Origin of the sequence: Flavobacterium sp. LAR06, assembly GCF_041946075.1 — a bacterium.
In the GTDB taxonomy this organism is placed as follows: Bacteria; Bacteroidota; Bacteroidia; order Flavobacteriales; family Flavobacteriaceae; genus Flavobacterium.
In genome coordinates, this window is record NZ_JAUTYT010000004.1 from 19,779 (window position 1) to 45,891 (window position 26,113).

At 33.4% G+C, this 26,113-nt stretch carries 25 protein-coding genes; 15 read left to right on the forward strand and 10 right to left on the reverse strand.

The features are described 5' to 3' along the window. Positions 1 to 66: 66 nt before the first annotated feature. The gene (gene rlmH, locus Q7C23_RS06900; protein ID WP_375031820.1) at positions 67 to 540 is read left to right on the forward strand and encodes a 23S rRNA (pseudouridine(1915)-N(3))-methyltransferase RlmH; all 474 of its coding nucleotides are present in this window, start codon (positions 67 to 69) and stop codon (positions 538 to 540) included. A 40-nt stretch (positions 541 to 580) separates the two neighbouring features. On the opposite strand, the gene Q7C23_RS06905 is transcribed toward rlmH, so the two are convergent. Genes Q7C23_RS06905 through folP form a run of 3 tightly spaced genes read right to left on the reverse strand, consistent with a single transcriptional unit; the run spans position 581 to position 2,746 of the window. After that, positions 581 to 1,231: a hypothetical protein gene (locus tag Q7C23_RS06905; protein WP_375031821.1), complete on the reverse strand. Its 651-nt coding sequence runs from the start codon at positions 1,229 to 1,231 to the stop codon at positions 581 to 583. Between the two features lie 37 nt (positions 1,232 to 1,268). After that, positions 1,269 to 1,901: a hypothetical protein gene (locus Q7C23_RS06910; protein ID WP_375031822.1), complete on the reverse strand. Its 633-nt coding sequence runs from the start codon at positions 1,899 to 1,901 to the stop codon at positions 1,269 to 1,271. 17 nt (positions 1,902 to 1,918) lie between these two features. After that, positions 1,919 to 2,746, reverse strand: coding sequence for a dihydropteroate synthase (gene folP / locus Q7C23_RS06915; protein ID WP_375031823.1), 828 nt, complete (start codon positions 2,744 to 2,746; stop codon positions 1,919 to 1,921). Between the two features lie 224 nt (positions 2,747 to 2,970). Here folP and Q7C23_RS06920 point away from each other — a divergent pair, with 224 nt between their 5' ends. The 14 genes from Q7C23_RS06920 (at position 2,971) to Q7C23_RS06985 (ending at position 15,497) form a co-directional block, all read left to right on the forward strand. Further along, a complete protein-coding gene (locus Q7C23_RS06920) occupies positions 2,971 to 3,513 on the forward strand; it encodes a DUF1599 domain-containing protein (RefSeq protein WP_072971155.1) in 543 nt (180 codons plus the stop codon). Between the two features lie 90 nt (positions 3,514 to 3,603). Beyond that, positions 3,604 to 4,704, forward strand: a complete 1,101-nt coding sequence (locus tag Q7C23_RS06925) for a BT_3928 family protein (protein WP_375031824.1) — start codon at positions 3,604 to 3,606, stop codon at positions 4,702 to 4,704. A gap of 384 nt (positions 4,705 to 5,088) precedes the next feature. After that, a complete protein-coding gene (locus tag Q7C23_RS06930; RefSeq protein WP_375031825.1) occupies positions 5,089 to 5,589 on the forward strand; it encodes a TlpA family protein disulfide reductase in 501 nt (166 codons plus the stop codon). A 59-nt stretch (positions 5,590 to 5,648) separates the two neighbouring features. Further along, on the forward strand, positions 5,649 to 6,401 hold the full coding sequence (gene tpiA / locus Q7C23_RS06935; RefSeq protein WP_375031826.1) for a triose-phosphate isomerase: 753 nt from the start codon (positions 5,649 to 5,651) through the stop codon (positions 6,399 to 6,401). A gap of 156 nt (positions 6,402 to 6,557) precedes the next feature. After that, a complete protein-coding gene (prmA, locus tag Q7C23_RS06940) occupies positions 6,558 to 7,391 on the forward strand; it encodes a 50S ribosomal protein L11 methyltransferase (protein ID WP_375031827.1) in 834 nt (277 codons plus the stop codon). A 35-nt stretch (positions 7,392 to 7,426) separates the two neighbouring features. Next, entirely contained in the window at positions 7,427 to 7,702 is a 276-nt protein-coding gene (locus tag Q7C23_RS06945) for an ATP-dependent Clp protease adaptor ClpS (RefSeq protein ID WP_074657446.1), read from the forward strand. A gap of 64 nt (positions 7,703 to 7,766) precedes the next feature. Further along, positions 7,767 to 9,038 (forward strand): sterol desaturase family protein, encoded by a 1,272-nt coding sequence (locus Q7C23_RS06950; protein WP_375031828.1) that lies wholly within the window; start codon positions 7,767 to 7,769, stop codon positions 9,036 to 9,038. A gap of 8 nt (positions 9,039 to 9,046) precedes the next feature. Beyond that, positions 9,047 to 9,724 (forward strand): lysoplasmalogenase, encoded by a 678-nt coding sequence (locus Q7C23_RS06955; protein ID WP_375031829.1) that lies wholly within the window; start codon positions 9,047 to 9,049, stop codon positions 9,722 to 9,724. Positions 9,725 to 9,852: 128 nt separating this feature from the next. Beyond that, positions 9,853 to 10,305, forward strand: a complete 453-nt coding sequence (locus tag Q7C23_RS06960; RefSeq protein ID WP_375031830.1) for a 2-dehydro-3-deoxyphosphooctonate aldolase — start codon at positions 9,853 to 9,855, stop codon at positions 10,303 to 10,305. Positions 10,306 to 11,129: 824 nt separating this feature from the next. Next, positions 11,130 to 11,762: a hypothetical protein gene (locus Q7C23_RS06965; protein ID WP_375031831.1), complete on the forward strand. Its 633-nt coding sequence runs from the start codon at positions 11,130 to 11,132 to the stop codon at positions 11,760 to 11,762. Between the two features lie 170 nt (positions 11,763 to 11,932). Beyond that, positions 11,933 to 12,730: an arylamine N-acetyltransferase gene (locus tag Q7C23_RS06970; protein WP_375031832.1), complete on the forward strand. Its 798-nt coding sequence runs from the start codon at positions 11,933 to 11,935 to the stop codon at positions 12,728 to 12,730. A gap of 242 nt (positions 12,731 to 12,972) precedes the next feature. Further along, positions 12,973 to 13,791 (forward strand): 3-deoxy-8-phosphooctulonate synthase, encoded by an 819-nt coding sequence (gene kdsA, locus Q7C23_RS06975; protein WP_155100910.1) that lies wholly within the window; start codon positions 12,973 to 12,975, stop codon positions 13,789 to 13,791. A gap of 16 nt (positions 13,792 to 13,807) precedes the next feature. Beyond that, positions 13,808 to 14,722, forward strand: a complete 915-nt coding sequence (locus Q7C23_RS06980; RefSeq protein WP_375031833.1) for a hypothetical protein — start codon at positions 13,808 to 13,810, stop codon at positions 14,720 to 14,722. Between the two features lie 97 nt (positions 14,723 to 14,819). Continuing rightward, complete coding sequence (locus Q7C23_RS06985; RefSeq protein ID WP_375031834.1) at positions 14,820 to 15,497, forward strand: YiiX family permuted papain-like enzyme; 678 nt, start codon at positions 14,820 to 14,822, stop codon at positions 15,495 to 15,497. Positions 15,498 to 15,611: 114 nt separating this feature from the next. Here the strand turns inward: Q7C23_RS06985 and Q7C23_RS06990 are convergent, their stop codons facing one another. The 7 genes from Q7C23_RS06990 to Q7C23_RS07020 form a co-directional block, all read right to left on the reverse strand. Next, positions 15,612 to 17,000, reverse strand: coding sequence for a M28 family peptidase (locus Q7C23_RS06990; RefSeq protein WP_375031835.1), 1,389 nt, complete (start codon positions 16,998 to 17,000; stop codon positions 15,612 to 15,614). 85 nt (positions 17,001 to 17,085) lie between these two features. Next, positions 17,086 to 19,014 carry a discoidin domain-containing protein gene (locus tag Q7C23_RS06995; RefSeq protein ID WP_375031836.1) on the reverse strand — a complete coding sequence of 643 codons (1,929 nt, stop codon included), beginning with the start codon at positions 19,012 to 19,014 and terminating at the stop codon, positions 17,086 to 17,088. A gap of 31 nt (positions 19,015 to 19,045) precedes the next feature. Then, entirely contained in the window at positions 19,046 to 19,831 is a 786-nt protein-coding gene (locus Q7C23_RS07000) for a glycerophosphodiester phosphodiesterase family protein (protein ID WP_375031837.1), read from the reverse strand. A gap of 93 nt (positions 19,832 to 19,924) precedes the next feature. Further along, positions 19,925 to 22,225, reverse strand: a complete 2,301-nt coding sequence (bglX, locus tag Q7C23_RS07005; protein WP_375031838.1) for a beta-glucosidase BglX — start codon at positions 22,223 to 22,225, stop codon at positions 19,925 to 19,927. Between the two features lie 52 nt (positions 22,226 to 22,277). Further along, positions 22,278 to 23,666, reverse strand: a complete 1,389-nt coding sequence (locus tag Q7C23_RS07010; protein WP_375031839.1) for a glucoamylase family protein — start codon at positions 23,664 to 23,666, stop codon at positions 22,278 to 22,280. 74 nt (positions 23,667 to 23,740) lie between these two features. Next, complete coding sequence (locus tag Q7C23_RS07015) at positions 23,741 to 24,640, reverse strand: LamG domain-containing protein (protein ID WP_375031840.1); 900 nt, start codon at positions 24,638 to 24,640, stop codon at positions 23,741 to 23,743. Positions 24,641 to 24,657: 17 nt separating this feature from the next. Continuing rightward, positions 24,658 to 26,112 (reverse strand): RagB/SusD family nutrient uptake outer membrane protein, encoded by a 1,455-nt coding sequence (locus Q7C23_RS07020; RefSeq protein ID WP_375031841.1) that lies wholly within the window; start codon positions 26,110 to 26,112, stop codon positions 24,658 to 24,660. Position 26,113: the final 1 nt, after the last annotated feature.

A 26,113-nucleotide genomic window follows, 5' to 3' on the forward strand; every position in this document is an offset into this window, starting at 1 on the left:
TCGAAAAGATTCACACAGATTTTAATTTGTGTAAATTCGTGCAATTAGTGGCAAAAAAACAAGACAATGAACATCAAACTTATCGCCATTGGCAAAACCGACAATAAATCGTTACAGACTCTAATCGACGATTATACCAAACGTTTGTCGTTTTATATCAAATTTGATTTGGAGATTATTCCGGATATCAAAAACGTAAAGAATTTATCTGAAAGTCAGCAAAAGGAAAAAGAAGGCGAATTGATTTTGTCAAAACTTTCTCCTACTGATCAATTGATTTTATTGGATGAAAACGGGAAAAACTTCTCCAGTGTTGGTTTTTCTGAAGAATTGCAAAAGAAAATGAATTCCGGAATTAAAACACTGGTGTTCGTCATTGGCGGCCCTTACGGATTTTCAGACACCGTTTACAGTAAAGCGCAGGGGGAAATTTCGCTTTCGCTGATGACATTTTCACATCAAATGGTGCGTTTGTTTTTTATTGAACAATTGTACCGCGGATTTACGATTTTACGAAATGAACCTTATCATCATCAGTAGACTTTTGTTTCAGGTTTTCTTTGTTTCAAGTTAAAAATTTTTAATAGATATACTCTTCTTCTTCACTTATAAAAACAAATGGAATCTTTTCATCAACAATGTTTTTTACAAGGATTTTACATTGAATGTAATCTCCATAAAGCATACTTTTATCGTATGAAAATATAATTTCAGCTTTTGGATTTATTACTAAGCTATCCAGAAAGGGTTTCAAATTATTTTTAGGAAAATCATAAGTTTTTCTTCCTCTGTATTCTATCATTCCATTTTTTCTGAAATACAACTGACTGGTATTTTTACTGACATTTTCTATTTTATAATACACTTTCGTAAAAGGCAAAAAAGCCAAATTCTTTCCGATGGAATCTGCGTAAGAATAATAATTTTCGGCTTTTTCATTTTTATGAGCGCTGTCTCCTCGCTTTTTTTCTTGTAATTTAATAACTTCCTGAATTACCAATTTTAAAGGCAAACGCTTGTCTATATTGAAAATCCAATTGGTGGAGATAATGCTGTTTTTTCTATTTACTTCGGCAATTGTATCTTTACCTTCAGTTTTGAAAAAGAGGTAAATTGGCGAATGATCCTGAACGTCTTTTACAATTGACACATTTGCTTTTGGGAGTAAAACGTCTTTTTTTTCTTGACATGAAAAAAGAAGAAAAGCTATAATTAGAGTAAAGTACTTCATGTTTAAATCTCGTTTAAATTAGCTAAAAGATAAATATTCATTTATTAATTTTCTTAAAATCAGGAATGCAAAAACTTCCTATGGCTCCAGAGCTAAATGTAAATACAATATTATCTTTATAAAAAATTTGCGAGCAATCATCTGAATGTTCTTTTTGTTCTTTCTCATTAAGATTATGATCAAAAAGTAAATAACTTAAAACTCCCATTCCTCGGTATCCATATTCAAGTGTAGTAGGATTTCCATCTGATATACCAATACAATTTACATTTTCTAACTTTTCGTAAAGCTCTTTAAAAGTATTGTTGTTCCATTTAAGTTTCTTTTTAACTACATCTAATGATTTCGTTTTCCCGTCATATTCGCTTTTATACTGCGAATCTTTCGGTTCTTCATAATCTTCAAAATCAACATTCCATTGTTGAAAAAGTAAATCATTTTTATCTGAAATATTTCTTGGTTCATAAACAACCAAATCAATATTATCAGAAGAGTTATAACGTATTCTAACCGAATACTTTTCTGGAATTATTTTATCAAAATATTCTTTTAACCCTTTTATATCCTTAGATTTATCCTCACAATTTCTTTTCAAATCTGATAAATTTTTATCATCACAGCCCGATAAAAAAATTGCCATAAAAAGTAAAGAGAGTATTCTTTTTGTCATGTTATTTTCTTTAGATCTTATTTCGAAATCATTTTCTCAAACAAGGTCACACATTCCATTGCCTCTTTAACATCGTGAACTCGAAGGATTTTCGCGCCTTTTGCCAACGCAATGGTGTTTAGAACTGTCGTTCCGTTTAAGGCATCTTGTGCTGTATTATTCAACGTTTTATAAATCATCGATTTTCTTGAAACTCCCGCTAAAACAGGCAAATCCAACAAATTAAAAAGCTCCATTTTTTGCAAAACTTCATAATTCTGATCTGTTGTTTTGGAGAAACCGAAACCTGGATCGAGAATCAAATCATTAATTCCGAGGCTACGCGCCTTTTTAACTTTTTCAGAAAAATAGAAAAGCATTTCTTTTACAATATCATCGTATTGTGTTAATGTCTGCATCGTTTGTGGATTGCCACGCATGTGCATCATGATATACGGAACATTGTATGCTGCAATTAAATCAAACATTTTATCGTCTAGTTCTCCTGCTGCAATATCATTTATAATCGCTGCTCCACTTTCTATACTTGCTTTTGCAACTTCAGCTCTAAAAGTATCTATCGATAATAAAGCTTCGGGGAAATGTTTTAAAAGCAATTTAATTACCGGAACAATACGTTCAATTTCTTCAGCTTCAGTAACAAATTCAGCACTTGGTTTGCTCGAATAAGCCCCAATATCTATAAATGTCGCGCCTTCAGAAAGCATTTTACCTGCCTGAGCGATAATCTCTTCTTCATTTTTATACTTTCCTCCATCGAAAAAGGAATTCGGCGTCACATTTAAAATCCCCATTACTTTAGGAATTGACAAATCAATAAGTTGACCTTTGCAGTTAATCGTCATCTGTTGTTATTTTTGTTTCAGGTTTCAAGTTTCAGGCTGACGTAGATTGTGTAAGTTCCAGAACTTGAAACTTGAAACCTGAAACTTGAAACATTAATTTTTAGTTTAAAGTTGCGGCATTAACAATTTGTTTAGAAAAAACTTGAAACAAAGAAAACCTGAAACTTGAAACTCTTGAAAAATTCCTTATTTTTGAAGAAATTTTAGCAAATATACAGCAATAAATGAAGAATACTTCCCTTGAATTTGATAATGTAATTACAGTTTGCCGTACGTTATATATCAACAAAATGAAAGATTATGGTAGTGCATGGAGAATTTTAAGACTGCCTTCACTAACCGATCAGATATTCATAAAAGCGCAAAGAATCAGAAGCTTACAGGAAAACGAAATCCGTAAAGTAGATGAGGATGAAAAAGGAGAGTTCATCGGAATTATCAATTATTCTATCATGGCTTTGATTCAATTAGAATTGGGTGTTGCAGAACAGCCAGATCTTGATGTAGAAAAAGCAACCGAATTATACGATGCTAAAATTAAACTGACCAAAGAATTAATGGAAGCCAAAAATCATGATTATGGCGAGGCCTGGCGTGATATGCGCGTGAGTTCCTTAACTGATTTGATTCTGCAAAAAATACTTCGCGTAAAACAAATTGAAGATAACAAAGGTAAAACTTTAGTTTCTGAAGGTATTGACGCTAATTATCAGGATATGATAAATTATGCTGTTTTTGCACTAATTCTTGAGCCTATAAATAAATAAAATTCCAAAAAATAAATTCCAAATTCCAATCCTAATCTTTGAAATTTGGTCCCGATAGCTATCGGGAGGAATTTAAACTAAACCTATATTATGAAAAATATCATTACTCAATTCTCCCGAATATTCGTCGGCGTATTATTTATCATTTCAGGATTAATAAAACTAAATGATCCGGTTGGTTTCTCTTATAAACTGGCTGAATATTTTAGCGAGCCGGTTTTCAATATGCCTTTTTTAGAGCCATTTGCTTTAGGATTAGCTATCTTTTTAGTGATTTTGGAAGTAGTTTTAGGTGTAATGTTATTGGTTGGTTATAAAGTAAAAACTACGATATGGGCTTTATTGCTTTTAATTGTTTTCTTTACCTTCCTTACCTTCTACTCTGCTTATTTTGATGTCGTAAAAGATTGTGGGTGTTTTGGAGATGCTTTACATTTAACACCATGGGAGTCGTTCACAAAAGATGTGGTATTGCTTTTCTTTATTTTGATCTTATTCTTCAATCAAAAATTATTAAAACCATTGTTTTCAACTCCACAAACTAATTTTGCTGTTTATGTAAGCGTTGTTTTATGTGCTTTTATGGCTGTTTGGGTTTTAAATCACAATCCGATAAAAGATTTCCGTCCTTACAAAGTGGGAACCAATATTGAGAAAGGAATGGAAATTCCGGAAGGCGCTCCAAAGTCTGTAGTTGAAATGATTTTCATTTATAAAGTAAACGGTGTTGATAAAGAATTTGGTGAAAAAGATTTAGCAAATATTCCTGCAGGCGCTACTTTTGTAGATAGAAAAGATAAAGTGATTACCGAAGGATATGTTCCGCCAATTCACGATTTCACAATGACAAAAGACGATTCTGACTATAAAGCAGAACTTTTAAAAGAACCAAAATTATTACTTTTTGTTACTTATGATTTGACTTTATCTGACCCGGCGGGAATGAAAAAATTAGAGGCTTTAAACAAAGAAGCACAAGCAAAAGGATACAAAGTGGTTGCTATGACAGCTTCTGGAGCTGATGAAATTGCAAAGGCTAAAAAAGAATACGGCTTAAATGTTGATTTTTATTTTTGTGATGCAACAGCTTTAAAAACGATTGAAAGAGCAAACCCAAGTATCGTTGTTTTACACAACGGAACGGTATTTCAAAAAGTGCATTACAATGATACTGGAGATTTGAAATTATAATTTTCTCTAAATAAAAAATAAAAATCGGTAGGCTATAAAATAATTTAGTCTGCCGATTTTTTTATTAAAATCAGACGTTTTTTAGTTCCTAAAATCCTTTCATTAGCAAAAAAATAGTTCGATTTTTTAGTTTCTAAAAAAATGATTAGTAGATTTTTTCATTTTTAAGGCGAACTATTACGATTTCAATCGCGTTTTTCTAACCGAAAATTCCAGTTTTGTTACAAAATAAACGACTCTTCAAATTTTGTTAATCTCCATTTGGCATTCAATTTGTTTGTTTAACTTTGTTCGGAACCTTAATTTATGAAATTGCTCTGATTTGAATTTGCAGATTCAGTTCAGAAAATACAATTCATAATATTTTTAAACTATTATTTAAATATGAAACAAATAGCTCTAGTTGTTATTGCACTGATTACTTTTTCGTGTTCTCAAGCGCAGAAAACCAGTTTCTCTAAAGAAGCTCTGTCTGAAAAATTATTAACTGTTGATGGAGGTCAGACTTCTTTCAAAAACATTTTAAAAAAATACAAAGGAAAAACTTTGGTTATTGAAGTTTGGGCTTCATGGTGTGGCGATTGCGTAAAAGCAATGCCAAAAGTAAAAGAATTACAAGCCAACAATCCCGACGTTTCTTACTTATTCCTTTCTGCTGATAAAACGGCTGAAAAATGGAAAATCGGAATTGAAAAACACGAAATAAAAGGCGATCATTTTATGATGAATGACGGAATGAAAGGTATTTTCGGAAAAGCAATTGATCTGGATTGGATTCCGAGATATATTATCATCGATAAAACAGGAAAAATCGTTTTATACCGCGCTATCGAAACTGATTTTGATAAAATCAATGAAACCTTAAAAAGTTTAAAACAGGCCTAAATACCTTCACAAATTACCCACAAAAAACAAAAATTAAAAGAATAATAAAAACTACCAAAATGAGAAAAAAGATTGTTGCAGGAAACTGGAAAATGCATAAAAACGCAGAACAAACTCAAGAATTATTAAGCGAATTAATTACAAAAATACCTGCACAAACAACTGCTCAGGTAATTGTTGCTCCAACATTTGTAAACTTACAGGCAGCAGTTGCTAAAGTTAAAAACACAACAATTAGCGTTGCTGCCCAAAACGTTCACCAGGCTGAAGGCGGAGCATTTACAGGAGAAATTTCTGCAGATATGTTAACTAGTATTGGTGTAAACACAGTAATTCTTGGTCACTCTGAGCGTCGTGCTATTTTCCATGAAACTGATGCATTAATCGCAAACAAAGTGGATACAGCCTTGAAACATGATATGACGGTAATCTTCTGTTTTGGAGAAGAATTAAAAGACCGTCAATCAGGAAATCACTTCAATATTGTAGAGAATCAATTGCGTGATGGATTATTCCATATCGCAAAAGAATCTTGGGCAAATGTTGTTTTAGCATATGAGCCAGTTTGGGCAATTGGAACTGGGGAAACTGCTTCACCAGAACAAGCTCAGGAAATGCACGAATTCATTAGAGAAGTTGTTCGTAAAGCATTTGGTGCTGATATCGCTGACGAAGTTTCTATTTTATACGGTGGTTCTGTAAAACCGGACAACGCAAAAGAAATCTTTGGTAAACCAGACGTAGATGGTGGTTTAATTGGAGGAGCAGCTTTAAAAGCTGATGATTTCTTAGCAATTGTTACAGCAATCTAATTTTAGATTTTAGATTTTAAAATCTTACTTATAAAAAAAGCGTTCGCATCAGCGAACGCTTTTTTTGCGCTTTAATTTATTCCTAAATTAACAATGTTCTCCCAGATTTATAAGCAACTTCTACTTTCTATTGTTACCTTTGCAAAAAAATTATTTATGTCAAATATATATTTAGGATATCATTTTACGATTGTGCCAAAAGAACCGGGATCAGAAATTTTAATTGCTGAATTAGGCGAAAAAGCGTTTGAAACTTTTACAGAAACGGACAACGGAATTTCTGCTTATGTGAAGAAAGATCTATGGGATGAAAACATTCTGGATGACATTTATATTTTACAGTCTGAAGAATTTAAAATAGAGTATACAGTTGAAGAAATCGATCAGGTAAACTGGAACGAAGAATGGGAGAAAAATTTTGAAGCGATTGATGTTGACGGGAAATGTCACGTTCGTGCCCCTTTCCATCCAAAAACGGATGCTGAATTTGATATTGTAATCGAACCAAAAATGAGTTTCGGAACAGGTCATCACGAAACAACACATATGATGATTCAGCATTTATTAGAAATGGAAGTTCAAGGTTTAAAAACTTTAGACATGGGTTGCGGAACTGCGATTCTAGCTATTTTAGCCGAAATGAAAGGAGCTCAGCCGATCGATGCAATTGATATTGACAATTGGTGTTATTTGAATTCTATCGAAAATGCAGAACGCAATAACTGCAAACACATTACCGTTTATGAAGGCGATGCTGCTTTATTAGCTGGTAAAAAATATGATTTAATCATTGCCAACATCAACAGAAACATCTTGTTGAATGATATGCAAAGTTATGTAGACTGTTTAAATAAAGATGGAATCATTTTATTTAGCGGTTTTTACGAAGAAGATATTCCTTTTATTGATGCTTCCTGCACTGAAAAAGGATTGACATATGTTAAAAAATTTCAAAGAAACAACTGGGTTTCATTAAAATACGTAAATTAGTTTTAGTAATTACAACAGTACAAAAACCTAAAAACATGAGTACTAAAGAAAAAGTAAGAGAAAGAGTTCAGGTTAAAGAAGCAGTTGGTTTCAATAATGAAATCATTGTTTATAACGACGATGTAAACACTTTTGATCACGTAATTGACACTTTAATGCGTGTTTGCAGTCACACGGCTGAACAAGCAGAACAATGTTCCTTAATTGTACATTACAATGGAAAATGCACTGTAAAAACAGGGCCAATGGACAAACTTAAACCTCAATGTACACAACTTTTGGAAGCTGGACTTAGCGCCGAAATTGTTTAATTGTAAATAATTTAAAAAACATTCTATTTTATTCTATATTTGGAATAAAATAGAATGTTTTTTTATGGAAGAATACGGAAAAATATTAATTATCGCCACACCTGTTTTTTTGGTTCTAATTATAATTGAAAAAATTTACGGCATCTATAAAAAAGAAGACACTGCACCTTTAATAGACAGCGTATCGAGTATCAGCTCCGGAATTACCAACTCGGTGAAAGATGTTTTAGGTTTGAGCCTTACTTTTATTTCCTACGAATGGCTGGTTTCTAATATTGCAATTTATCACCTTGAAGCTAATGTCCTCTCCTATTGCATTGCTTTTTTCGTTATCGATTTTTATGGTTATTGGAGCCATAGATGGGCACATCAAATTAATTTCTTTTGGAACAAACATGCTATTCATCACAGTAGTGAAGAGTTTAATTTAGCCTGCGCCTTACGCCAGCCCATTGCGAGTTTAGCAAACTTATTTACTTTTTTATTGATTCCGGCAGCATTATTAGGCGTGCCCGCTTCTGTAATTGCTATTACTTTACCGCTGCATTTATTTCTGCAATTTTGGTATCATACAAAGCACATTAAAAAAATGGGCTTTCTTGAAAAAATTTTGGTAACTCCTTCGCATCATCGTGTACATCATGCCATAAATCCGGAATATTTAGATAAAAACCATTCGCAAATCTTTATTTTTTGGGATAAACTTTTTGGTACTTTTCAGGCTGAACTTGATGATGTTCCGCCAGTTTTTGGAATCACAAGACCTGCACATACCTGGAACCCGATTAAGATAAATTTTCAGCATCTTACTTTATTAATTAAAGATGCCTGGCGTGCAGAGAACTGGAAAGACAAACTCACCATCTGGTTTAAACCAACCGGCTGGCGTCCTGAAAATTTTGAAGAGAAATATCCTGTACACAAGATTGAGAATGTCTATGATTTTGAAAAATACGGTACACAAAACTCTCAAAAATTAATTTACTGGGCTGTGGCACAAGTATTAATAACACTTTTATTTGTGACTTATTTGTTTGATAATATTGCCAAAATTGGTCTGCCAAACATCTTTATTTATGGCTTTTTTATTCTAATTACTATTTACAGTTATTGTGAATTGATGGATAAAAATAAATATGCCATTTTTTGGGAAGGATTGCGCTTCATTACAGCCATTGCCATTATCTCTTATTACGGAGACTGGTTTGGCTTAAACCAAGTTTTTCCTTTCTCCAATTATATTATTTTAGGTTACTTAAGTCTGTCATTTCTGACTTACGCTTATTTTATTATGAAAGACTTTAAAACTCCCCAAAATCAATTAATAAATTCATAACCCCAATTATGAAAAATTCTACCATTTTTAAAACCTACATTGCTTTTAGTGCACTTTATCTACTTATTTTACTTGCCGGATATGAAAATTTAGATTTATTTTTAAAACCTGTCTTAATTCCGCTATTAGCTTTTGGCACTTACTTTTATCGTAGTTTCTCTACTAAAAAAGCGCTTTTAGCGGCTTTATTGTTTTCATGGATTGGAGATGTGATTTTGCTTTTTGCAGATATCGCTGAAATCTATTTTATACTTGGTCTTGTTTCTTTTCTGACGGCACATATTATTTATTGTGCATTATTTAATAAGCAGATAAAATCCAGAGTTCATAAAAATAAAGTTACTTTCGGAATTGGAAGCCTTCTTGTCGCCTTCTATCTTATTGGGATGCTTATGGTATTATTACCTTCTTTGGGCGATTTAAAAATACCTGTTATCGTTTACGCAAGTGTAATCTCAATTATGCTTTTATTTGCTTTTAACGGATTTTTAGTTTGGCAAACCCCAGGGAATAAATACATTTTTGTAGGTGCAATTGTCTTTGTAATTTCAGATAGTATTTTGGCAATCAACAAATTCTATGCACCAATAGAAAGAAGTTCCTTTTTTATCATGCTGACTTATCTTGTGGCACAATATCTGATTGTGGTTGGAATATTAAAACTGAATCCAAAAAAGGCAGAATAACTTAATGGCACACGGATCAAACGGATAGGACAGGTTTTCATCGATTTATTTTTTTAATCTTTTAATCCTTTAATCTGTGGCAAAAACTATTTTACTCTTTACATTTGTAAGACCAATACTCTTAAACCATGAAAAAAATAGCTTTTTTTATCATTTTACTAATTACTGCAACTTCCTGCGTGAGTTCAAAATCGACTTTAAAAAATGTTGATGATAACGCTCCCGATTTGGTATTGAAGAAAGACAATACTTTTGCCATTACACTTTTTAGCAACGACAAAAAATACGGCTATAATCCAGATTATCCTATAAATATTTTCTACCAAAATACTAGAAATGAAACCTTAAACGAAACTCGTTTTCTAAATGCTCTTGCAGGACCAAATGGTGAAAAAATCACATATAAAAGATTAGAAACCTGTTGTCCTTTTCCAACCAAAAGAAGCGATATGGGTGCAGGGTTTTTAAATGTTTACGAATTGACCTGGCCAGGACAAAAGAAACCTGTTACCCTTTATTTGAATGTTTATGAAAAAGGAATTTTGATGGTCCCGATGGGATTAAGCTTGAAGAAGGAGTAAACACAAATAATCTATGTTGGGAAATATTCCTTTACTTTTAATTATTTTACCACTATTATTTCAAATTATAATTGGTAGAAAAGCAATTGGTGAAACAATTTCATTAAAGTTTGGAACGGTATGTTTTATTAGCTTAATCTCACAGATTATTTTATCTATTGTATCTTTTTATATTGCTTCCTATAATCTTAATAAATATTTTGAGCAAAACCCAAATAGTTTTAGATGCGGGATGGGAATCCTCGGACTTATTATGATGTCTTTACTTCTTACTTTTATACTCATAGTCTTTATAATCATTCAATATTTTATAAAAAAATCATACGACGAATAAAATGATCAAAACAAAAACAGCTTTTATAATTTTCACCCTTTTATCACTGGCCGTATTTCCTTATTACATTGCTATTCTAACTATAAATTCTGATTTTTTCTATTCGATAATTCCCGGATGGAATACTACTATTATTCCTGGTCAAACAATTTCAAATTTAATCAAATTTATAATTTTAAGTATTGTAACATTTCATTATTGGAAGCTTTCAAAATTAACTAAAGAGATCAGTGATAAGAAATTCCTAATCCATTTTTCGTTAACTATTCCCGGAGTATTATTTGGTAAAATAAATCTTTTATGACCTCCTTAACTTCCATTCCGTTGATCCGGATCACTTTATTAATCAGATTTATATCGTCGTCTATTTTCATGTTTTTATGAATATTTTATTTTTTACCGGACAGATTCTATTTTGGATTTTTTATGTTAGATTTAAGAGAACACGAGCCTTTCAATAACAATCACAAAGCAAAAAAATAAATAATAAATGAATCCAAAAGAGTTTATCATCCGAAGAGGCATTACAGACAACTATCCTAGAAAACTAATCTTAGAGCAAAACCAAATAAAATTTGACAGCAAAGATTTAAGAAATAATTCCTTTATCACTTTTCAAAAAGATGAAATTGCTGAATATAATTTTGGAGTAAAATTCATGAGATATAAATTCGTTTTCGGAAGAGAATATGTTATATCGATTCGTAGTAATGATAATCAAATTATTAAGATCAATTTTAAAACTTATTTTGGCAGAAAGAAAGATGAATATCATAAGCTTTGCAATGAAATTTTAGACTCTTTATGGGAACTTTATTTCGAAGAAATAGCAACAAAATACATCCAAAAACACGAATTAGGAGAAGATATTAAAATCGGTGAAGTGATCGTTACTAAGGACGGTTTGACCATTTTAAATACTGCATCTTTAAAACCTAAAAATGAATTTATTCCATGGGAAAAAGTTAGAACCAGAAGTTACACTACTTATTTTGCCATTTATTCCAAAGATGATGCAGTTAATGTAAATCGTGGTTATAGTTATTTAAACGACTGGAATACCAATGTTTTATATAGAGTAGTTAAAACTCTTTTAAGGAAAAAAGAAATTAATAATGATTAATGTATTATTAAATTAAAAGCAAAAAAAATTACCCGAATAACAAGATATTTAGATTATTGAGAAGGTAAATTTATTGAAGCCCAGGCTTGCAACGCCTAAAAAATAAGTTAAACTCTTCGTTCTACTTGTTTAAATGCTTTAATTTTGATTGTATAGAAAAAATATAATTAATGAATCAATCAAAAAATCAATATAAAATTGAAGCAACAAGCTTCAATTTGCAACAATACTTAGACAGAATCAAATTTTCAGGAGAAATTGAATTAAATATTGAAGGCATTACAAAATTAATGCGCAGCCAATTATTCAGTGTTCCTTTTGAGAATATTGATGTTCAGGCCGGAAAAGTTATATCGTTAAACGGTGATGATATTGTAAATCAAATTGTGAATCTAAATCGAGGCGGTTACTGTTATCAGATTAATGGTTTGTTTTCACTGGCTTTGCAGGAAATTGGTATTCCGCATTATTATGTTGCGGCACGCCCTTTGGTAAATCCCGGACAGAATGCGAAAACGCATTTGGGTATTATTGTAACTATCGAAAATGAAGATTATCTGATTGATTTAGGTTTTGGAGGAAACAGTATTAGACAACCTTTGAAATTGAGCGAAATTGGAACTGAGATTCAGCACGATTCTGATACTTTTACATTGGTGAAAACAGAAGATAATGATTATCTACTGCAAATACTGATTGGACAAGAATGGACTAATTTATATTCATTTGATTTGGCAACGCAAAGATGGATCGATTTTAAACCTGCCAATTATTACAATTACTCGCATCCGGATTCGGTTTTTACACAAAAATTAATTGTGGTTTTACAAAATCCGTTGGGCAAAAAGATATTATCTAAAAATTCCTTAAAATCAGTAACAAACGGAGTAACTGAACTTCTTTCTTTTGAAGACGAACAATTAGAAACTATATTAGTTTCAGAATTCAATTTGAAAGTACAATCTTAGAACTTTACAATTCAAAACTTCTTGAAAACTCGTAATTCCACTAAACCCTAGCCCTGATGGGAGGGAAAACCCTTTTGTGCCGGGGTTCGGCACAAAAGATTACTTCACATTAAATTTATTTTAATTGGAGTTCAGTGAACTTCGTTTGGAAGGGCAGCAGGATTAGCTTCTTAAAATAATCTTAAATCCTCATCCGCTATTCATAAATCATAACTACCTTTGCACTGTCAAAAAATCATATTATGAACATACAACATATTCCACAAATTAAGCATACTGATAGTGGTAATTTCTTTTTATTGGCGGGACCTTGCGCTATTGAAGGAGAAGAAATGGCTCTCAGAATTGCTGAAAAATTAGTTGGTATTACCGACAAACTTCAGATTCCTTATGTATTTAAAGGATCATTTAAAAAAGCCAACCGTTCTCGAATCGACAGTTTTTCGGGAATTGGTGACGAAAAAGCATTAAAAATTTTAAGAAAAGTTTCGGAGACTTTTCACGTTCCAACTGTAACAGATATTCATACCAATGAAGATGCTGATATGGCTGCTCAATACGTTGATGTATTACAAATTCCTGCCTTTTTAGTGCGCCAAACTGATCTTGTTGTAGCTGCGGCCAACACAGGAAAAGTAGTAAACTTGAAGAAAGGACAATTTATGAGTCCGGAAAGCATGAAACATGCGGTTCAAAAAGTATTAGACTGTAATAATGAGAATGTTATGGTTACAGATCGTGGTACTATGTTTGGTTACCAGGACATGATTGTTGATTTTAGAGGAATTCCGACTATGCAGCAATATGCGTCTACGGTTCTTGATGTAACACACTCGTTGCAACAGCCTAACCAAACTGCCGGTGTTACGGGCGGAAGACCTGATATGATTGAAACTGTTGCCAAAGCGGGTATTGCTGTAGGTGTTGACGGTATTTTTATCGAAACTCATTTTGACCCTGCTAACGCAAAAAGCGATGGTGCCAATATGCTTCATTTAGACTATTTTGAAGGTTTAATGACTAAATTAGTTGCCATTAGAAAAACAGTTAATTCATTCTAATTTTTATAAGCCATAATTGAAAAATAAATTTTTATTCTTGCCTTTTTTTTTAATGTGTTTCGCTGTAAATACGTTTGCTCAGGAAGAGATTGCAATACAAGATAAATACGCAGCACACAATAAAGGAAAGTTCTTTGTTTCATGGGGTGGTAATAGAGATAGTTACTCTAAATCTGATGTTACTTTTAGAGGTAAAGACTATAACTTTACGGTTGACAATATGACAGCACACGACAAGCCTAAAGGATGGCATGTTGATTATATTAATCCAGCTAAAATGACAATTCCGCAAACGAATTTGAAATTTGGTTATTTCATTAATGACCACTATAGCGTTGCCATTGGTGTAGATCACATGAAATATGTAATGACACAAAATCAAACAGCAAATGTTACAGGTTATATTAATTTACCTGATGATCAGGCTGGACATATTTACAACGGAGACTATAATAATACACCTGTAGATATGTCTCAGGGCGGTGCTCAGGAAGGTGGTTATGATAACGGTGTTACTCCGCAAAATGGTCCTGCTTTTTTAATGTACGAACATACAGATGGTTTGAACTATGTTAATACTGAGGTTTCCAGACATGACGATATCTCGAAATGGTTTGGTTTACCAAATATAGATAAGGTTCAGATTAACTTAACTGAAGGTTTGGGTGCCGGAGTTTTATATCCTAAAACCAATACAACCCTATTAGGAAAAGAACGCCACGATGATTTTCATATTTCTGGTTTTGGTGTTTCTGCAAAAGCCGGAATCAACTTTACTTTTTTCAAGTACTTCTACTTGCAAGGTGAGTTAAAAGGAGGTTACATTAACATGCAGGACATTAGAACTACGGTTAGTAATGAAGACAAAGCTTCGCAAGACTTTTTCTTCTTTCAAAGAATTATTGCTGTAGGAGGAATTTTTAGAATCTAATATTTCACAAAGTATACTTAAAAATAGTTATCATTTTGGTAACTATTTTTTTTGCTCTTAATTTGCCAGATCATACTTTATTCATAAAAGTCAAACGATGAAAAAATCAAAATATCTATTTCCCATCATTACATTTTTACTGAGTTTTGGTTGTGCTTTGTTTGTTGCGATGAAGGTTTTTCCGAACAATCCATTTTCTGGAAAAAAGCCGGAAAATGCTGTATCGGATAAAATTCATGATGGAGATCTTATTTTTCAGACGTCAGAATCTAAACAGTGTGAAGCAGTAAGAATTGCAACAAACTCTAAGTTTTCGCATTGCGGCATTATTTTCTTTGTTAATGGCGGACAATTTGTTTTGGAAGCGGTACAGCCTGTAAAAATAACACCTCTTGAGCAATGGATCTCTCACGGAAAAGAGCATAAATATGTTGTTAAGAGACTCAAGAATGCTGAAACTATTTTAACAGAGGAAACTCTTGACAAAATGAAAATCTATGGCAAACAACTTCTGGGCAAGGAATACGATGCCTATTTTGAATGGACGGATACAAGAATTTATTGTTCTGAATTAGTTTGGAAGATTTATAAAAATGGCGCCGGAATAGAATTATCAAAATTAAAACAATTGAAGGATTTTAATTTGACTGATGAAAGAGTCCAAAAGATATTGAAGGAAAGATATGGAAATGATGTTCCGCTTAAGGAAAAAGTTGTTGCTCCTTCTGATCTCGTTGATTCTGATTTACTAAAAACTGTTATTGATACATATTAAAAAACAAAATGTTTTTAGACCAGGGATTTTATGTATAAAACAGATTTGTACAAATAGATTCCATAAAAAAAAGCGATGATTACTCATCGCTTTTTTTTATAAATTAAATCTCTATTAATTCGCTGTTGGAAGAACAATTCCTGATTGGTCAATTAAATAAATTAATGACGTCATGGTTGCAGCTCCTAATTCCAACTCTCTTTTGTTGATGGCATCAAATTTATCATTTGCCGCGTGATGATAATCAAAGTAACGTTGTGAATCTGGTTTTAAACCTGCTTTAACGATTGTTTTAGACGTTAAATGACCAATATCTGAACCTGCGTGACCAATTGTGAAACTATGTACTAAATAAGGCTCGAAAAAGTCTTTAAATCCTTGTATTTTCTTGAAGTTGGCATCATCAGCTTGTATTGAAAATCCTCTTGGAGTAAATCCGCCTGAATCACTTTCTACAGCCAAAATATGATTCTCTTTCTTTTGTTTAGAAACTTCTTCATATTTAGCACCACCTTTTCCGCCGTTTTCTTCGTTCATGAATAATACTGCACGAATTGTATTTTTAGGTTTATAGTTTAAATTTTTAAGAATTCGCACTACTTCCATGCTTTGTACTACTCCTGCTCCATCATCATGAGAACCATCTGCAAGATCCCAGGAATCTAAGTGACCACCAACAACTATAATGTTCTCCGGAGTTACTGTTCCTGTCAATTCTCCAATTACATTATAAGACAATACATCTGGTAAAGTCTCACAAGATTGTTTAAAATAAAACTTTAAAGCAGGATTAACTTTTAGAGATTTACTTAATAATTCAGCTCCATTTGTGCTTATTGCAGCGGTTGGAATATATTGCTCTTTTGGAAGATCGCCATAACTTTGTGCTCCCGTATGTGGAAAATCATCCAAACGTAAATTCATTGAACGAACAATGGTTCCTACAGCTCCAAATTTAGCTGCCTCTTTTGCTCCTGCAAATCTTTGATCTACACAAGCACCATATGATGTAAAAGTTTCGATATTTTCAGGGTTCATTGGTCTATTAAAAAACACAATTTTACCTTTTACTTTATCTCCTAAAGTCTTTAATCCCTCAATACCTTGTACTTCAACAACTTCAGCAGTAAGTCCCGCTTTTGGCGTTGCAATTGATCCTCCCAAAGCACAAATAGGCACTGCCGTTTTGTTTTTATTATCTAAAATAAAAGCAGTTTCTTTTTCGCCACGAACCCAATGAGGTACCATAACTTCCTGAAGGTATACTTTATCAAGTCCCAAACTTTCTAACTGAGATTTTGTGTATTTTACTGCCTCTTCAGCACTTGGAGAACCCGATAAACGGCTTCCGATATCATTAGATAAATACTCAAGCCAAGTATAGCATTTTGACTCGGTTAAAGCCTTTTTATAGAATAATTTAATGTTTTTCTCATCATTTGACTGTGCAAAAGATGTCAATCCGTTTAAAACTAAAACAGTTAAAAGAATCGTTTTTTTCATAGGTTTAATTATGTTTTTTGGGTTGTTGTACAAAGGAACAAAATTCTTTAGACCTGCCACAGATTTCAGTACAACTTTTCTTAAATTATTTTACCTCTATTAACTTGTTTTGTGCACCAATTCCACTTTCATTAAATGCCTCAATTGTAAAGTAATATTTTGTGCCTTTATCTAAACCTCTGAAGTCATACGACGCCTTATCATACACCATAATACTGTTGTATAATTTGTCTGGAGAGATTCCGTAATAAATGTTATAACCTACCGCATCAGATTGTTTTTTCCAGCTAATCATTGCATTTCGGGAATCTTTTGCATTTCTGGTAACTTTAAAGTTAGATACTGCTTTTGGTTTTGTTTCTAAGCCATTTCCGAAGACTCTAAAATCTGAAACGGCGAACAATCCTGAAGCATTGTGCATGTTTACCATTTTGATGTAACGCGCTTTAATTGATTTTGTCAGCTCTACGTAATCATGCGGAACATCTTTTGCATTTTGCGATTTATCTACTACTAATGTCCAGTTTTGAGCATCATCAGACATGAAGATTTTATACTGATAATAAATATCCATAGCCTTGTTGTACTGTGTCGCTTTATGATCTGCATAATTGATTTGTAACGCTTTTATTTCCATCGGCCTGCCTAAATCTAGTTGCATCCATTCGCCAGGTGCATCTGTTTTTGCTGACCAATAGGTTTGAATATTTTCATCGGTTAAATTTTCAGCACCATAACAGAATTTCTCATATACTTTTTTTCCACCGTTGTCCATTCTGTGCGTTTCTACTTCCATGCATTCTTCAGCAGAAGAAACGGTGACAGGTTTTTTATATGAAAGCAGCATCCATCCTGAAGAAGCTCCTTTTTCCTGATTTCTTTGAGAAGTTGGCAGAACGATCGGAAAATCACCGTAAGCCGTAATGGAATACATTACATCATCTTTATCAAATCCCGCAGGAAACATATCTATACGACGCTCAAAGCGGTCCTTTATGGAGATTTTACAGGTTCCGGTGTTCCAGTAATTCCCGTAATTATCAGCAAAAGTATTTCCGTGTCCGGCTCCAATTACAAATCCGCCTGGTTTGTATGACATCGGATTGTGTTTTTGATATGTAAATGGTCCCAAAGGATTATCTCCTACATGGACACCGTTGGCATAGCCTTTGAATTCAGTTGCTGGTGCACCATATTGCATATAATATTTACCATTATGTTTGGTCATCCAGGCTCCTTCAATAAAATTCCCCCAAGGTGCAGGCTCCATATCATTGTTTGGTCCGAATCGCTCCCAACCATGATTTGAAGGATCCAAAATAGCCACTTCTTTTATCTGGCCGTAGGGACGCTGAATATCCTCGACTTCTGTCGCTTTGTATAATTTTTCATAATCGGCTTGATTTCCTTTTGGAAGCCATGTATTATAATCAACTTCTACTCCAACAAGAGGTAGTTTTCCACTTGAACCATAATACATATAAACCTTTTTATCATCATCCTGAAAAATGGTAGGATCCCAGGTTGGCAGCATTGCTTTATCCACGTGTCTAAGCCATTGTCCTGATTTTGGATCAGCTGTTTTCCAAATAGGATGATCTCTTTTCCAGGTTGAACCTACATAAAACAAAGTATCATTTACAACCCATGCAGCAGGTGCGCACTGATCATCATCTCCGGGCTTTCTTTGAAAACTGCCGTAAACAAATTTCCAATCTGACATGTCTTTACTCCAAAAGAATCCAGCCTGATTTGTCGCGAATAAATAATATTCACCTTTAAAAGTTATTATAACCGGATCCGCGCTTGAACGGCGTGATTCCGGAATTCCGTTATGATTGTGTGTTGTGTAATTGTAACCAATATTAATTGGATTGCAATACGTTGTTGCCGGCCTATTAGGATCGAACCATTCTGTTTTACCCGGAATATTCGTTTTTTGTGCGAAAACATTGTTGTTGAAAATCATCAAAAACAATAGAATTGATAGTGTGAATTGATATACTTTTTTCATAGTTTCATTTTATTTGGAAAGTTTAAAAAGATTATCTTTTCTCTTTTAGTCTTTCTTTTAATAGTTCAGGTTCATTTGTCGTTATGTAATTGAATTTATGTACAATAATCCAATCCATATCAGAAGCTTCGTTTACTGTCCAGGTATTCAGTATAATATTATTTTCTTTTGCTTCATTAATCCATTCCGGATGTTTTTTAAAAACAGAATAATGATAATCGACTCCAGAAATCTTATCTAATTTTACCTCTTTTGGAGATTTATTACCTTCCAAATATTGTAAAACTGTTTTCTGATCCACTTCTCTAATTTGCTTTAAGATTTCGTAATCAAAACTGATATAACAGATAATTTTATCAGCTTGCATTTTTTTAATCGTTTCAACCGTTTTTAAAGCTGTCTTTTTACCTCTTTCCTTATTTATTTCTGATGGCTTTATTTCGCAGACTAAAAGAGTCTGTTTGTTATTTCTTTTACCTTCCGTAATATACTCGTATAACGTTGGCAACTTCTCTCCGTTTGAAAGTTTGAATTTTATTAAATCTGCATAACTGGTTTCCTCAATTAGCAATTTGTTATAATGTGCATCGTGATTGATTACAAGTGAGTCATCAGCCGTTCTCCAAACATCAAATTCAGAACCAGGAAGTTTTAAATCAATCGCATGTCTCAAAGAAGCGATAGAGTTTTCAGGAAGATTATTCTTTTTCCATGCTCCGCGATGTGCCACAATAGCATTTTTTTCTACTCCACAAGAATGAAAAAGAAGTGCCATTATGAATAAAACATATACTTGAAAGCCTTTAGAAATTTTCATTGTCATAAAATTTATCATTGTTACAAAAAGTTCTTTTATGAAAAAGCCCCTCGTTAACCAGACGAAGGGCTAATTACAAATCTAACAAACCAACTATTTAGTTAATTCAAAACTAACTTTCTTATCGGCAGCTGAGTTTCCTCCAACGAAAACATCAAACTGTCCAGGTTCTGCTACAAATTGTAAGTCAGAATTATAAAATTTTAAATCTTCAACCGTGATATCAAATGTCACAGTTTGTTTTTCACCTTTTTTAAGTGTTATTTTTTGGAAATTTTTCAATTCTCTAACTGGTCTTGTTACTGAACCTACTAAATCTCTAATGTACAATTGAACGGTTTCTCTACCATCATAATTTCCTGTATTGGTAACATCTACAGTTACTTTCAATTTTCCACTTTCATTCATCTTATCTGATGAAATTTTTAGGTTTGAATAGTCAAAGTTGGTATAGCTTAACCCAAATCCAAAAGGAAATAAAGGTTCGTTTCTTTCGTCAATATAATTTGATCTGAATTTTTCGAATTTACCTTCTGTATTTGCTAATGGTCTTCCAGTATTCTTGTGTGCATAATAAATTGGCACTTGTCCAACGCTTCTTGGAAAAGTTGTCGTTAATTTTCCGGAAGGATTTACATCACCAAATAAGACATCAGCAATAGCATAACCAGCTTCAGTCCCGGCAAACCAAACATTTAAAATAGCAGGAACAGTTTCGTTCTCTTCTTTTAATACTAACGGACGTCCGTCAAATAAAACTAAAACAACTGGTTTTCCCGTTTTTAATAAGGCGTTTAATAAGTCTTTTTGAGCTTGTGGAATTTCTAAATTCGTACGGCTGCTAGACTCTCCGCTCATTTCTGCAGATTCTCCCAATGCAGCAACAATTACATCTGATTGATTGGCTACTTTTAAAGCTTCTGCTAATAATTCTTCTTTAGAGCGGCCATCGCGGTGTAAGGTTTTACCAAACATTGTCGCATTAGTTTCGAAAGTTTCATTATAATCTAAATTACTTCCTTTTGCATACAATACTTTTATAGAAGGTCCTGCTACTTCTTTGATTCCAGCTAATAATGAAATAGCATTTTCCATTTTAGTGGCTACACTCCAGGTACCCGGCATATTTTCTTTTGCATCTGCCAATGGCCCGATAAGTGCAATCGTTCCTGATTTTTTAAGAGGCAACACCTGATTTTGATTTTTTAGTAAAACCAATGACTGTGCTGCAATCTGACGTGCTTCTTTTCTACTTGCTGATGTAAAAATCTCCGTTTTAGCTCTTTTCTCATCACAATATTTATATGGATCATGGAATAATCCTAAATCGTATTTTGCTTCCAAAATAAGTTTCACAGCATTATCGATTTGCTCGATGGTTACTTTTTTCTCGTCTAAAGACTTTTTCAAAGTTGTTAAGAAACCTTCTCCAACCATATCCATTTCAACACCGGCATTAAGCGATAAAGCTGAAACCGCTTGCAAATCTCCCATTCCGTGCTCGATCATTTCGTTGATTCCTGTAAAATCAGTTACTACGAAACCTTTAAATCCCCATTGTTTTCTTAAAACATCTGTCATTAACCATTTGTTTCCAGTTGCAGGAATTCCGTCTACTTCGTTAAAAGAAGCCATTACAGAACTTACACCAGCATCAACTGCTGCTTTGTAAGGAGGAAAATAATCGTTGAACATTTTGATATGACTCATATCAACCGTATTGTAATCACGACCTGCTTCTGGTGCTCCGTATAAAGCGAAATGTTTAACACACGCCATAATAGAGTTATTTTTAGAAAGGTCATGTTGCTGATATCCGTTTACCATTGCTTTTGCAATTTGGCTTCCTAAGTAAGGATCTTCTCCTGAACCTTCAGAAATTCTTCCCCAACGAGGATCACGAGAAATATCTACCATTGGCGAAAATGTCCAGTTGATTCCGTCAGCACTTGCTTCCTGAGCAGCAATTTGGGCACTTCTTTCGATTAAACCCATATCCCATGTACAAGATAATCCTAACGGAATTGGGAATGTTGTTTCGTAACCGTGAATAACATCCATACCAAAAATCAATGGAATTTTTAAACGGCTTTTTTCAACAGCAATTTTTTGTACTTCTTTAATTTTTTGAACAGATTTAATATTGAATAAACCACCTACTTTACCTTCAGCAATTTTTTTAGCCACATCAGAACTGTTTGCTTGTCCTGTCGTAATATCTCCAGAAGTTGGTAAATTAAGCTGACCTAATTTTTCATCTAAAGTCATTTTAGATAATAGTTCAGCTACAAACTCTGATTTTGGTTTAATTGTTACTGTATTTTTAGTGTTCTTTTTTTGAGCATAACCCAAAACAGCACATCCTAAAAAAAGTAAGACTAATTTGTTTTTCATTCTATTCTATTTATTTATTTTTATTCTTTTAAACATCTAGTATTGAAGCAACTTAAATTCCGTACTTCCCAGATTTAAATCCAAGTTTTACTAATCCTTGTTTAGTGTCTGATGCATTCATAAACAGTTTCCATAACAAACCGCTTCTATAGTTCTCAATCATAGGAGCAATTGTTCCCTGATCGATTGCCAAATAACGAGCTGTTACCCAATTGTATTGTGGGGAAAAAGCATCATAAGGCCCTGCGACTCCAACATATTTTGATTTATTATTATCATACAAATAATGCAAAAACTTCATAGATTCTACAGGTGTATATGGGAAAGAAGATAATGCAGCTGTTGGAGAAATAACGCCGTTATCGTTGTTAGGCTGATGAGCTGTGTATCCAGTAGTTCCATCAGGATTACGGGTATAACTTGCTGTTAATCCCCAGCATTTATCTGAATAATCTTTAAATCCTTTTGGATTAGCGACACTATACTGAACCATTATTTTAGCATGATTTTGTGTCAATGCCCAATAATCAGCATATTTATCTTTTAAATTATTTGGATCTAAACCTAAATAAGAATAGTGTGACCAAAACATTGGGCCTACATTTCCTGTCGCTCCATTATAATTTAAAATAACCGGAATTCCATATTGAGAACCTCCATTCACAATAGCTCCACTTCTCGCCCATGCTTTATGATAAGCTTCAGCAGAAATTGGATGTGTTGGCGAAGAAGCTGCCATTACATAGGTAATCAGACATTCATTATAGCCTTCTAATTTAAAATTCATTTCCCATCCATAATTTGGAGACCAATGCCAGTATAATGCATCTTGTCCCTGAGTATACCAATCCCATTCTACACCTTTCCAAAGTTCATCAGCTTTCACCGCCAATGCTTTTTCAGCCGCACTTCCATTTTTAAAATATTCTCTGATGGTAATTAGAGCCTGGCAAACGAAAGAAGTTTCTACTAAATCTCCCCCATTATCTTTTGTACCAAACGGAATTACTTTTCCCTCTTTATTATCCATCCAGTGTGGCCAAGCACCGTGAAAACGGTCTGCTTTCTCAAGAAAAGTTAAAGCCGTAGTAAGTCTAGAAACAGCTTCAGCTCTTGGCAAAAAACCTCTTTCTACACCTACAACAATAGTCATTAACCCAAAACCAGAACCACCTGTAGTAATAATGTTTGACTCAAAATTTGGGTCTTCCGTAAGATATCTTTCACGAGCTAATTTTGAATTAGGATCAGCATACTCCCAAAAATATTTAATTGCATCTTTTTGAACCTGATCCATAGCCTCATTATCGGTTAGAGGTTTTGTTGGAGTTGTTGGATTTGTTGGTAATGGTGTTCCGCCGCTTTTCCCTTCATCTGGCGAAGAAGAAGAACAAGAGCAAAAAGCACCAACAAGTAATATGATATATAAACCAATTCTCATTTTTATAAATTTTGTAATATTAATAACTAAAAAAATACACCTGGAATTTACTCCAGGTGTATTTTGAAGAAAATTTATCGTTTGTCTTTCTCTAATTTGTAAAGAGCCACAACTTCATTATCAGTCAAGGCTGCGTCATAAATTCTGAACTCATCCATTGAACCAGTATAATTAAGCATCCACCCATCAGGAGCTCCCCAAGGAGTTCCCAAATGTTGTTGGTAACCTCCAATAATAAATTTAGAAACTTCAGAATTGGCTAATTCACCATAAGGAAGACCTCCGGTTAAAGGATCACTTGCATACCTTTTCGAAATAGATTCAGGCAAAACTATTTTTTGCCCGTCAATATAAAGACTATATGTAGAGCTTGTACCATTATAAGTCCATAATAAATGTTTCCATGATCCAAACATATTAGCCAGAACATTTGTTCCCCCATGTTCAATAAATTGTCCCGCCCAAGGAATACTAGGCATAACATCTTTTTGAACATGATTTTTTAACAACATTGTTGCTGCTGGTCCTGTTCCTTCAATAAGTGTAAAGATATTACCCCAAAAATCTGTTTTTTTAGGAAGCATAAATAACGATTGTGCGCCACCAGTATGCGGATCCGTTTTAATCCACATTGAAATTGTAACGCTTTTTAAATTTACTATCGAACTAGCAACTGTGTTATATGCAATAAAAGAATTTGCAGATCCTTGATAAGCTTCTCCTTTTATACCGGTACCATATGTTACATTAGTTTCTGATCCATCTGTTATGCCATTTTTTGAATCGGCAATATTACCATCAAAACTAAATTTAGATACTAAATGAGTAGCTGCAACATCATCAGAATTATCATAACCACCAATTGACTCGTAAGGAATTGAGCTATTTACTTTATCAATACTATCCTCGCAGCTCACAAAAAATGCTGAAGTTAAAGCGAAAGAAAGCAAGAAAATGGATTTATTTTTTTTCATTTTTAATGTCTTTAGAATTAATAACCAGGATTTTGCTGTGATAAACCATCGGCCTGTTTGATGAATGATGCCGGAATAGGGAATAATTCATTTTTACCTTCAGTAAAAGTTTTTCCATCTACAGCAAAAGCTGCTTTGGCCTGACCTGTACGAACTAAATCAAAAAATCTGTCGTGTTCAAAAGCCATTTCTACTCTTCTTTCTCTCCAGATTGCATTTCTAATATCTCCCTGTGAAGAATAAGTTGTATTAGCTAAACCAGCTCTGTTTCTGATTTGGTTCAACAATGGAATCGCATCTGTAGTTTGTCCTAACTCATTCATAGCCTCAGCTTTCATTAGTAAAACTTCAGCATATCTCAGGTATTTAATATCAACATCCGTTTCCCATGCATCTGTATATGCTGATGAGTAAGCTTTATAATTATATCTTTCGTTTTCAACTGTTGTTGGCACTACTCTTCCATCATATAAAGTTGAACCTCTAAAAATAATGGTTGCTGCTTTTCTGACATCTCCTGGCTCGTAAGCATTTACCAAACTTTGAGATGGTGTATTAAAACCCCAGCCCCAACCACCGGTACCACGAGCACCTTGCGTGTTAGAATAACCTTCAATTCCCTTAGCTGGAACAGCTCCTTGTGCATAAATTTCAAAAATTGATTCAGAATCAAATTTTCCAGTTGCTTTGTACATCGATGCATAATCAGTAACGATAGCGTAACCTGTTACTTTGTTAGCATTATCGATTACTTGTTGCCATTTCTTTTGATACATACTTACTTTTGCAAGCAATGCATAAGCAGCACCTTTTGAAGCTCTTGATTTTTCATTAGCTGAATAAGCTGTTTTTTCAGGTAACGCAGCGATAGCATCATTTAAATCAGCCTCAATAAATGCGTATACTTCAGCAGATGTTTTACGAGTTAACTGCATAATTCTGTCAGAATCTGAACCAGGAACCGGTAAATGATCTACAATTGGCACACCTCCATAACATTTTACTAAAGTAAAATACATAAAAGCTCTTAAAAACTTAGCTTCACCAGCTAGTCTGTTTCTTAAACCAGCATTTACTTTATCTAATTTTGGAAGCATGTTCAAAGCCTGATTACATCTGTTTATTCCATCGTAATTCGCAATAAAAGTACTTTCAGCAGAAGGATTAGAAGCATTATAAGTCAAAGCATCCAATACATCTTTGTCTGTTCCTGTATCACCGGCAGAAGATCCTTTGTCAGCATCATCAGACGTAATACTTGATAAACCAATCCAACCGAAAGAGGTCATGTCCCAATTTAAAAACTTGTTATAAATTGAAGTCACAAACTGCGCTGCCCCAGCTTCATTATTAAATAACTCCACATCGTCTGTCGAAATAGACTCCGTTTGGTCTACATCTAAATAATCGTCTGCACATCCTGTAAAAAAGAATGCTGAAAATACAAACGTTGCTATATATATCTTTTTCATA

Bases quoted from the DNA above. Each gene is read 5' to 3' on its own strand.
- rlmH (WP_375031820.1), top strand. From the start codon at position 67: ATGAACATCAAACTTATCGCCATTGGCAAAACCGACAATAAATCGTTA.
- Q7C23_RS06905 (WP_375031821.1), bottom strand. From the start codon at position 1,231: ATGAAGTACTTTACTCTAATTATAGCTTTTCTTCTTTTTTCATGTCAA.
- Q7C23_RS06910 (WP_375031822.1), bottom strand. From the start codon at position 1,901: ATGACAAAAAGAATACTCTCTTTACTTTTTATGGCAATTTTTTTATCG.
- folP (WP_375031823.1), bottom strand. From the start codon at position 2,746: ATGACGATTAACTGCAAAGGTCAACTTATTGATTTGTCAATTCCTAAA.
- Q7C23_RS06920 (WP_072971155.1), top strand. From the start codon at position 2,971: ATGAAGAATACTTCCCTTGAATTTGATAATGTAATTACAGTTTGCCGT.
- Q7C23_RS06925 (WP_375031824.1), top strand. From the start codon at position 3,604: ATGAAAAATATCATTACTCAATTCTCCCGAATATTCGTCGGCGTATTA.
- Q7C23_RS06930 (WP_375031825.1), top strand. From the start codon at position 5,089: ATGAAACAAATAGCTCTAGTTGTTATTGCACTGATTACTTTTTCGTGT.
- tpiA (WP_375031826.1), top strand. From the start codon at position 5,649: ATGAGAAAAAAGATTGTTGCAGGAAACTGGAAAATGCATAAAAACGCA.
- prmA (WP_375031827.1), top strand. From the start codon at position 6,558: ATGTCAAATATATATTTAGGATATCATTTTACGATTGTGCCAAAAGAA.
- Q7C23_RS06945 (WP_074657446.1), top strand. From the start codon at position 7,427: ATGAGTACTAAAGAAAAAGTAAGAGAAAGAGTTCAGGTTAAAGAAGCA.
- Q7C23_RS06950 (WP_375031828.1), top strand. From the start codon at position 7,767: ATGGAAGAATACGGAAAAATATTAATTATCGCCACACCTGTTTTTTTG.
- Q7C23_RS06955 (WP_375031829.1), top strand. From the start codon at position 9,047: ATGAAAAATTCTACCATTTTTAAAACCTACATTGCTTTTAGTGCACTT.
- Q7C23_RS06960 (WP_375031830.1), top strand. From the start codon at position 9,853: ATGAAAAAAATAGCTTTTTTTATCATTTTACTAATTACTGCAACTTCC.
- Q7C23_RS06965 (WP_375031831.1), top strand. From the start codon at position 11,130: ATGAATCCAAAAGAGTTTATCATCCGAAGAGGCATTACAGACAACTAT.
- Q7C23_RS06970 (WP_375031832.1), top strand. From the start codon at position 11,933: ATGAATCAATCAAAAAATCAATATAAAATTGAAGCAACAAGCTTCAAT.
- kdsA (WP_155100910.1), top strand. From the start codon at position 12,973: ATGAACATACAACATATTCCACAAATTAAGCATACTGATAGTGGTAAT.
- Q7C23_RS06985 (WP_375031834.1), top strand. From the start codon at position 14,820: ATGAAAAAATCAAAATATCTATTTCCCATCATTACATTTTTACTGAGT.
- Q7C23_RS06990 (WP_375031835.1), bottom strand. From the start codon at position 17,000: ATGAAAAAAACGATTCTTTTAACTGTTTTAGTTTTAAACGGATTGACA.
- Q7C23_RS06995 (WP_375031836.1), bottom strand. From the start codon at position 19,014: ATGAAAAAAGTATATCAATTCACACTATCAATTCTATTGTTTTTGATG.
- Q7C23_RS07000 (WP_375031837.1), bottom strand. From the start codon at position 19,831: ATGAAAATTTCTAAAGGCTTTCAAGTATATGTTTTATTCATAATGGCA.
- bglX (WP_375031838.1), bottom strand. From the start codon at position 22,225: ATGAAAAACAAATTAGTCTTACTTTTTTTAGGATGTGCTGTTTTGGGT.
- Q7C23_RS07010 (WP_375031839.1), bottom strand. From the start codon at position 23,666: ATGAGAATTGGTTTATATATCATATTACTTGTTGGTGCTTTTTGCTCT.
- Q7C23_RS07015 (WP_375031840.1), bottom strand. From the start codon at position 24,640: ATGAAAAAAAATAAATCCATTTTCTTGCTTTCTTTCGCTTTAACTTCA.
- Q7C23_RS07020 (WP_375031841.1), bottom strand. From the start codon at position 26,112: ATGAAAAAGATATATATAGCAACGTTTGTATTTTCAGCATTCTTTTTT.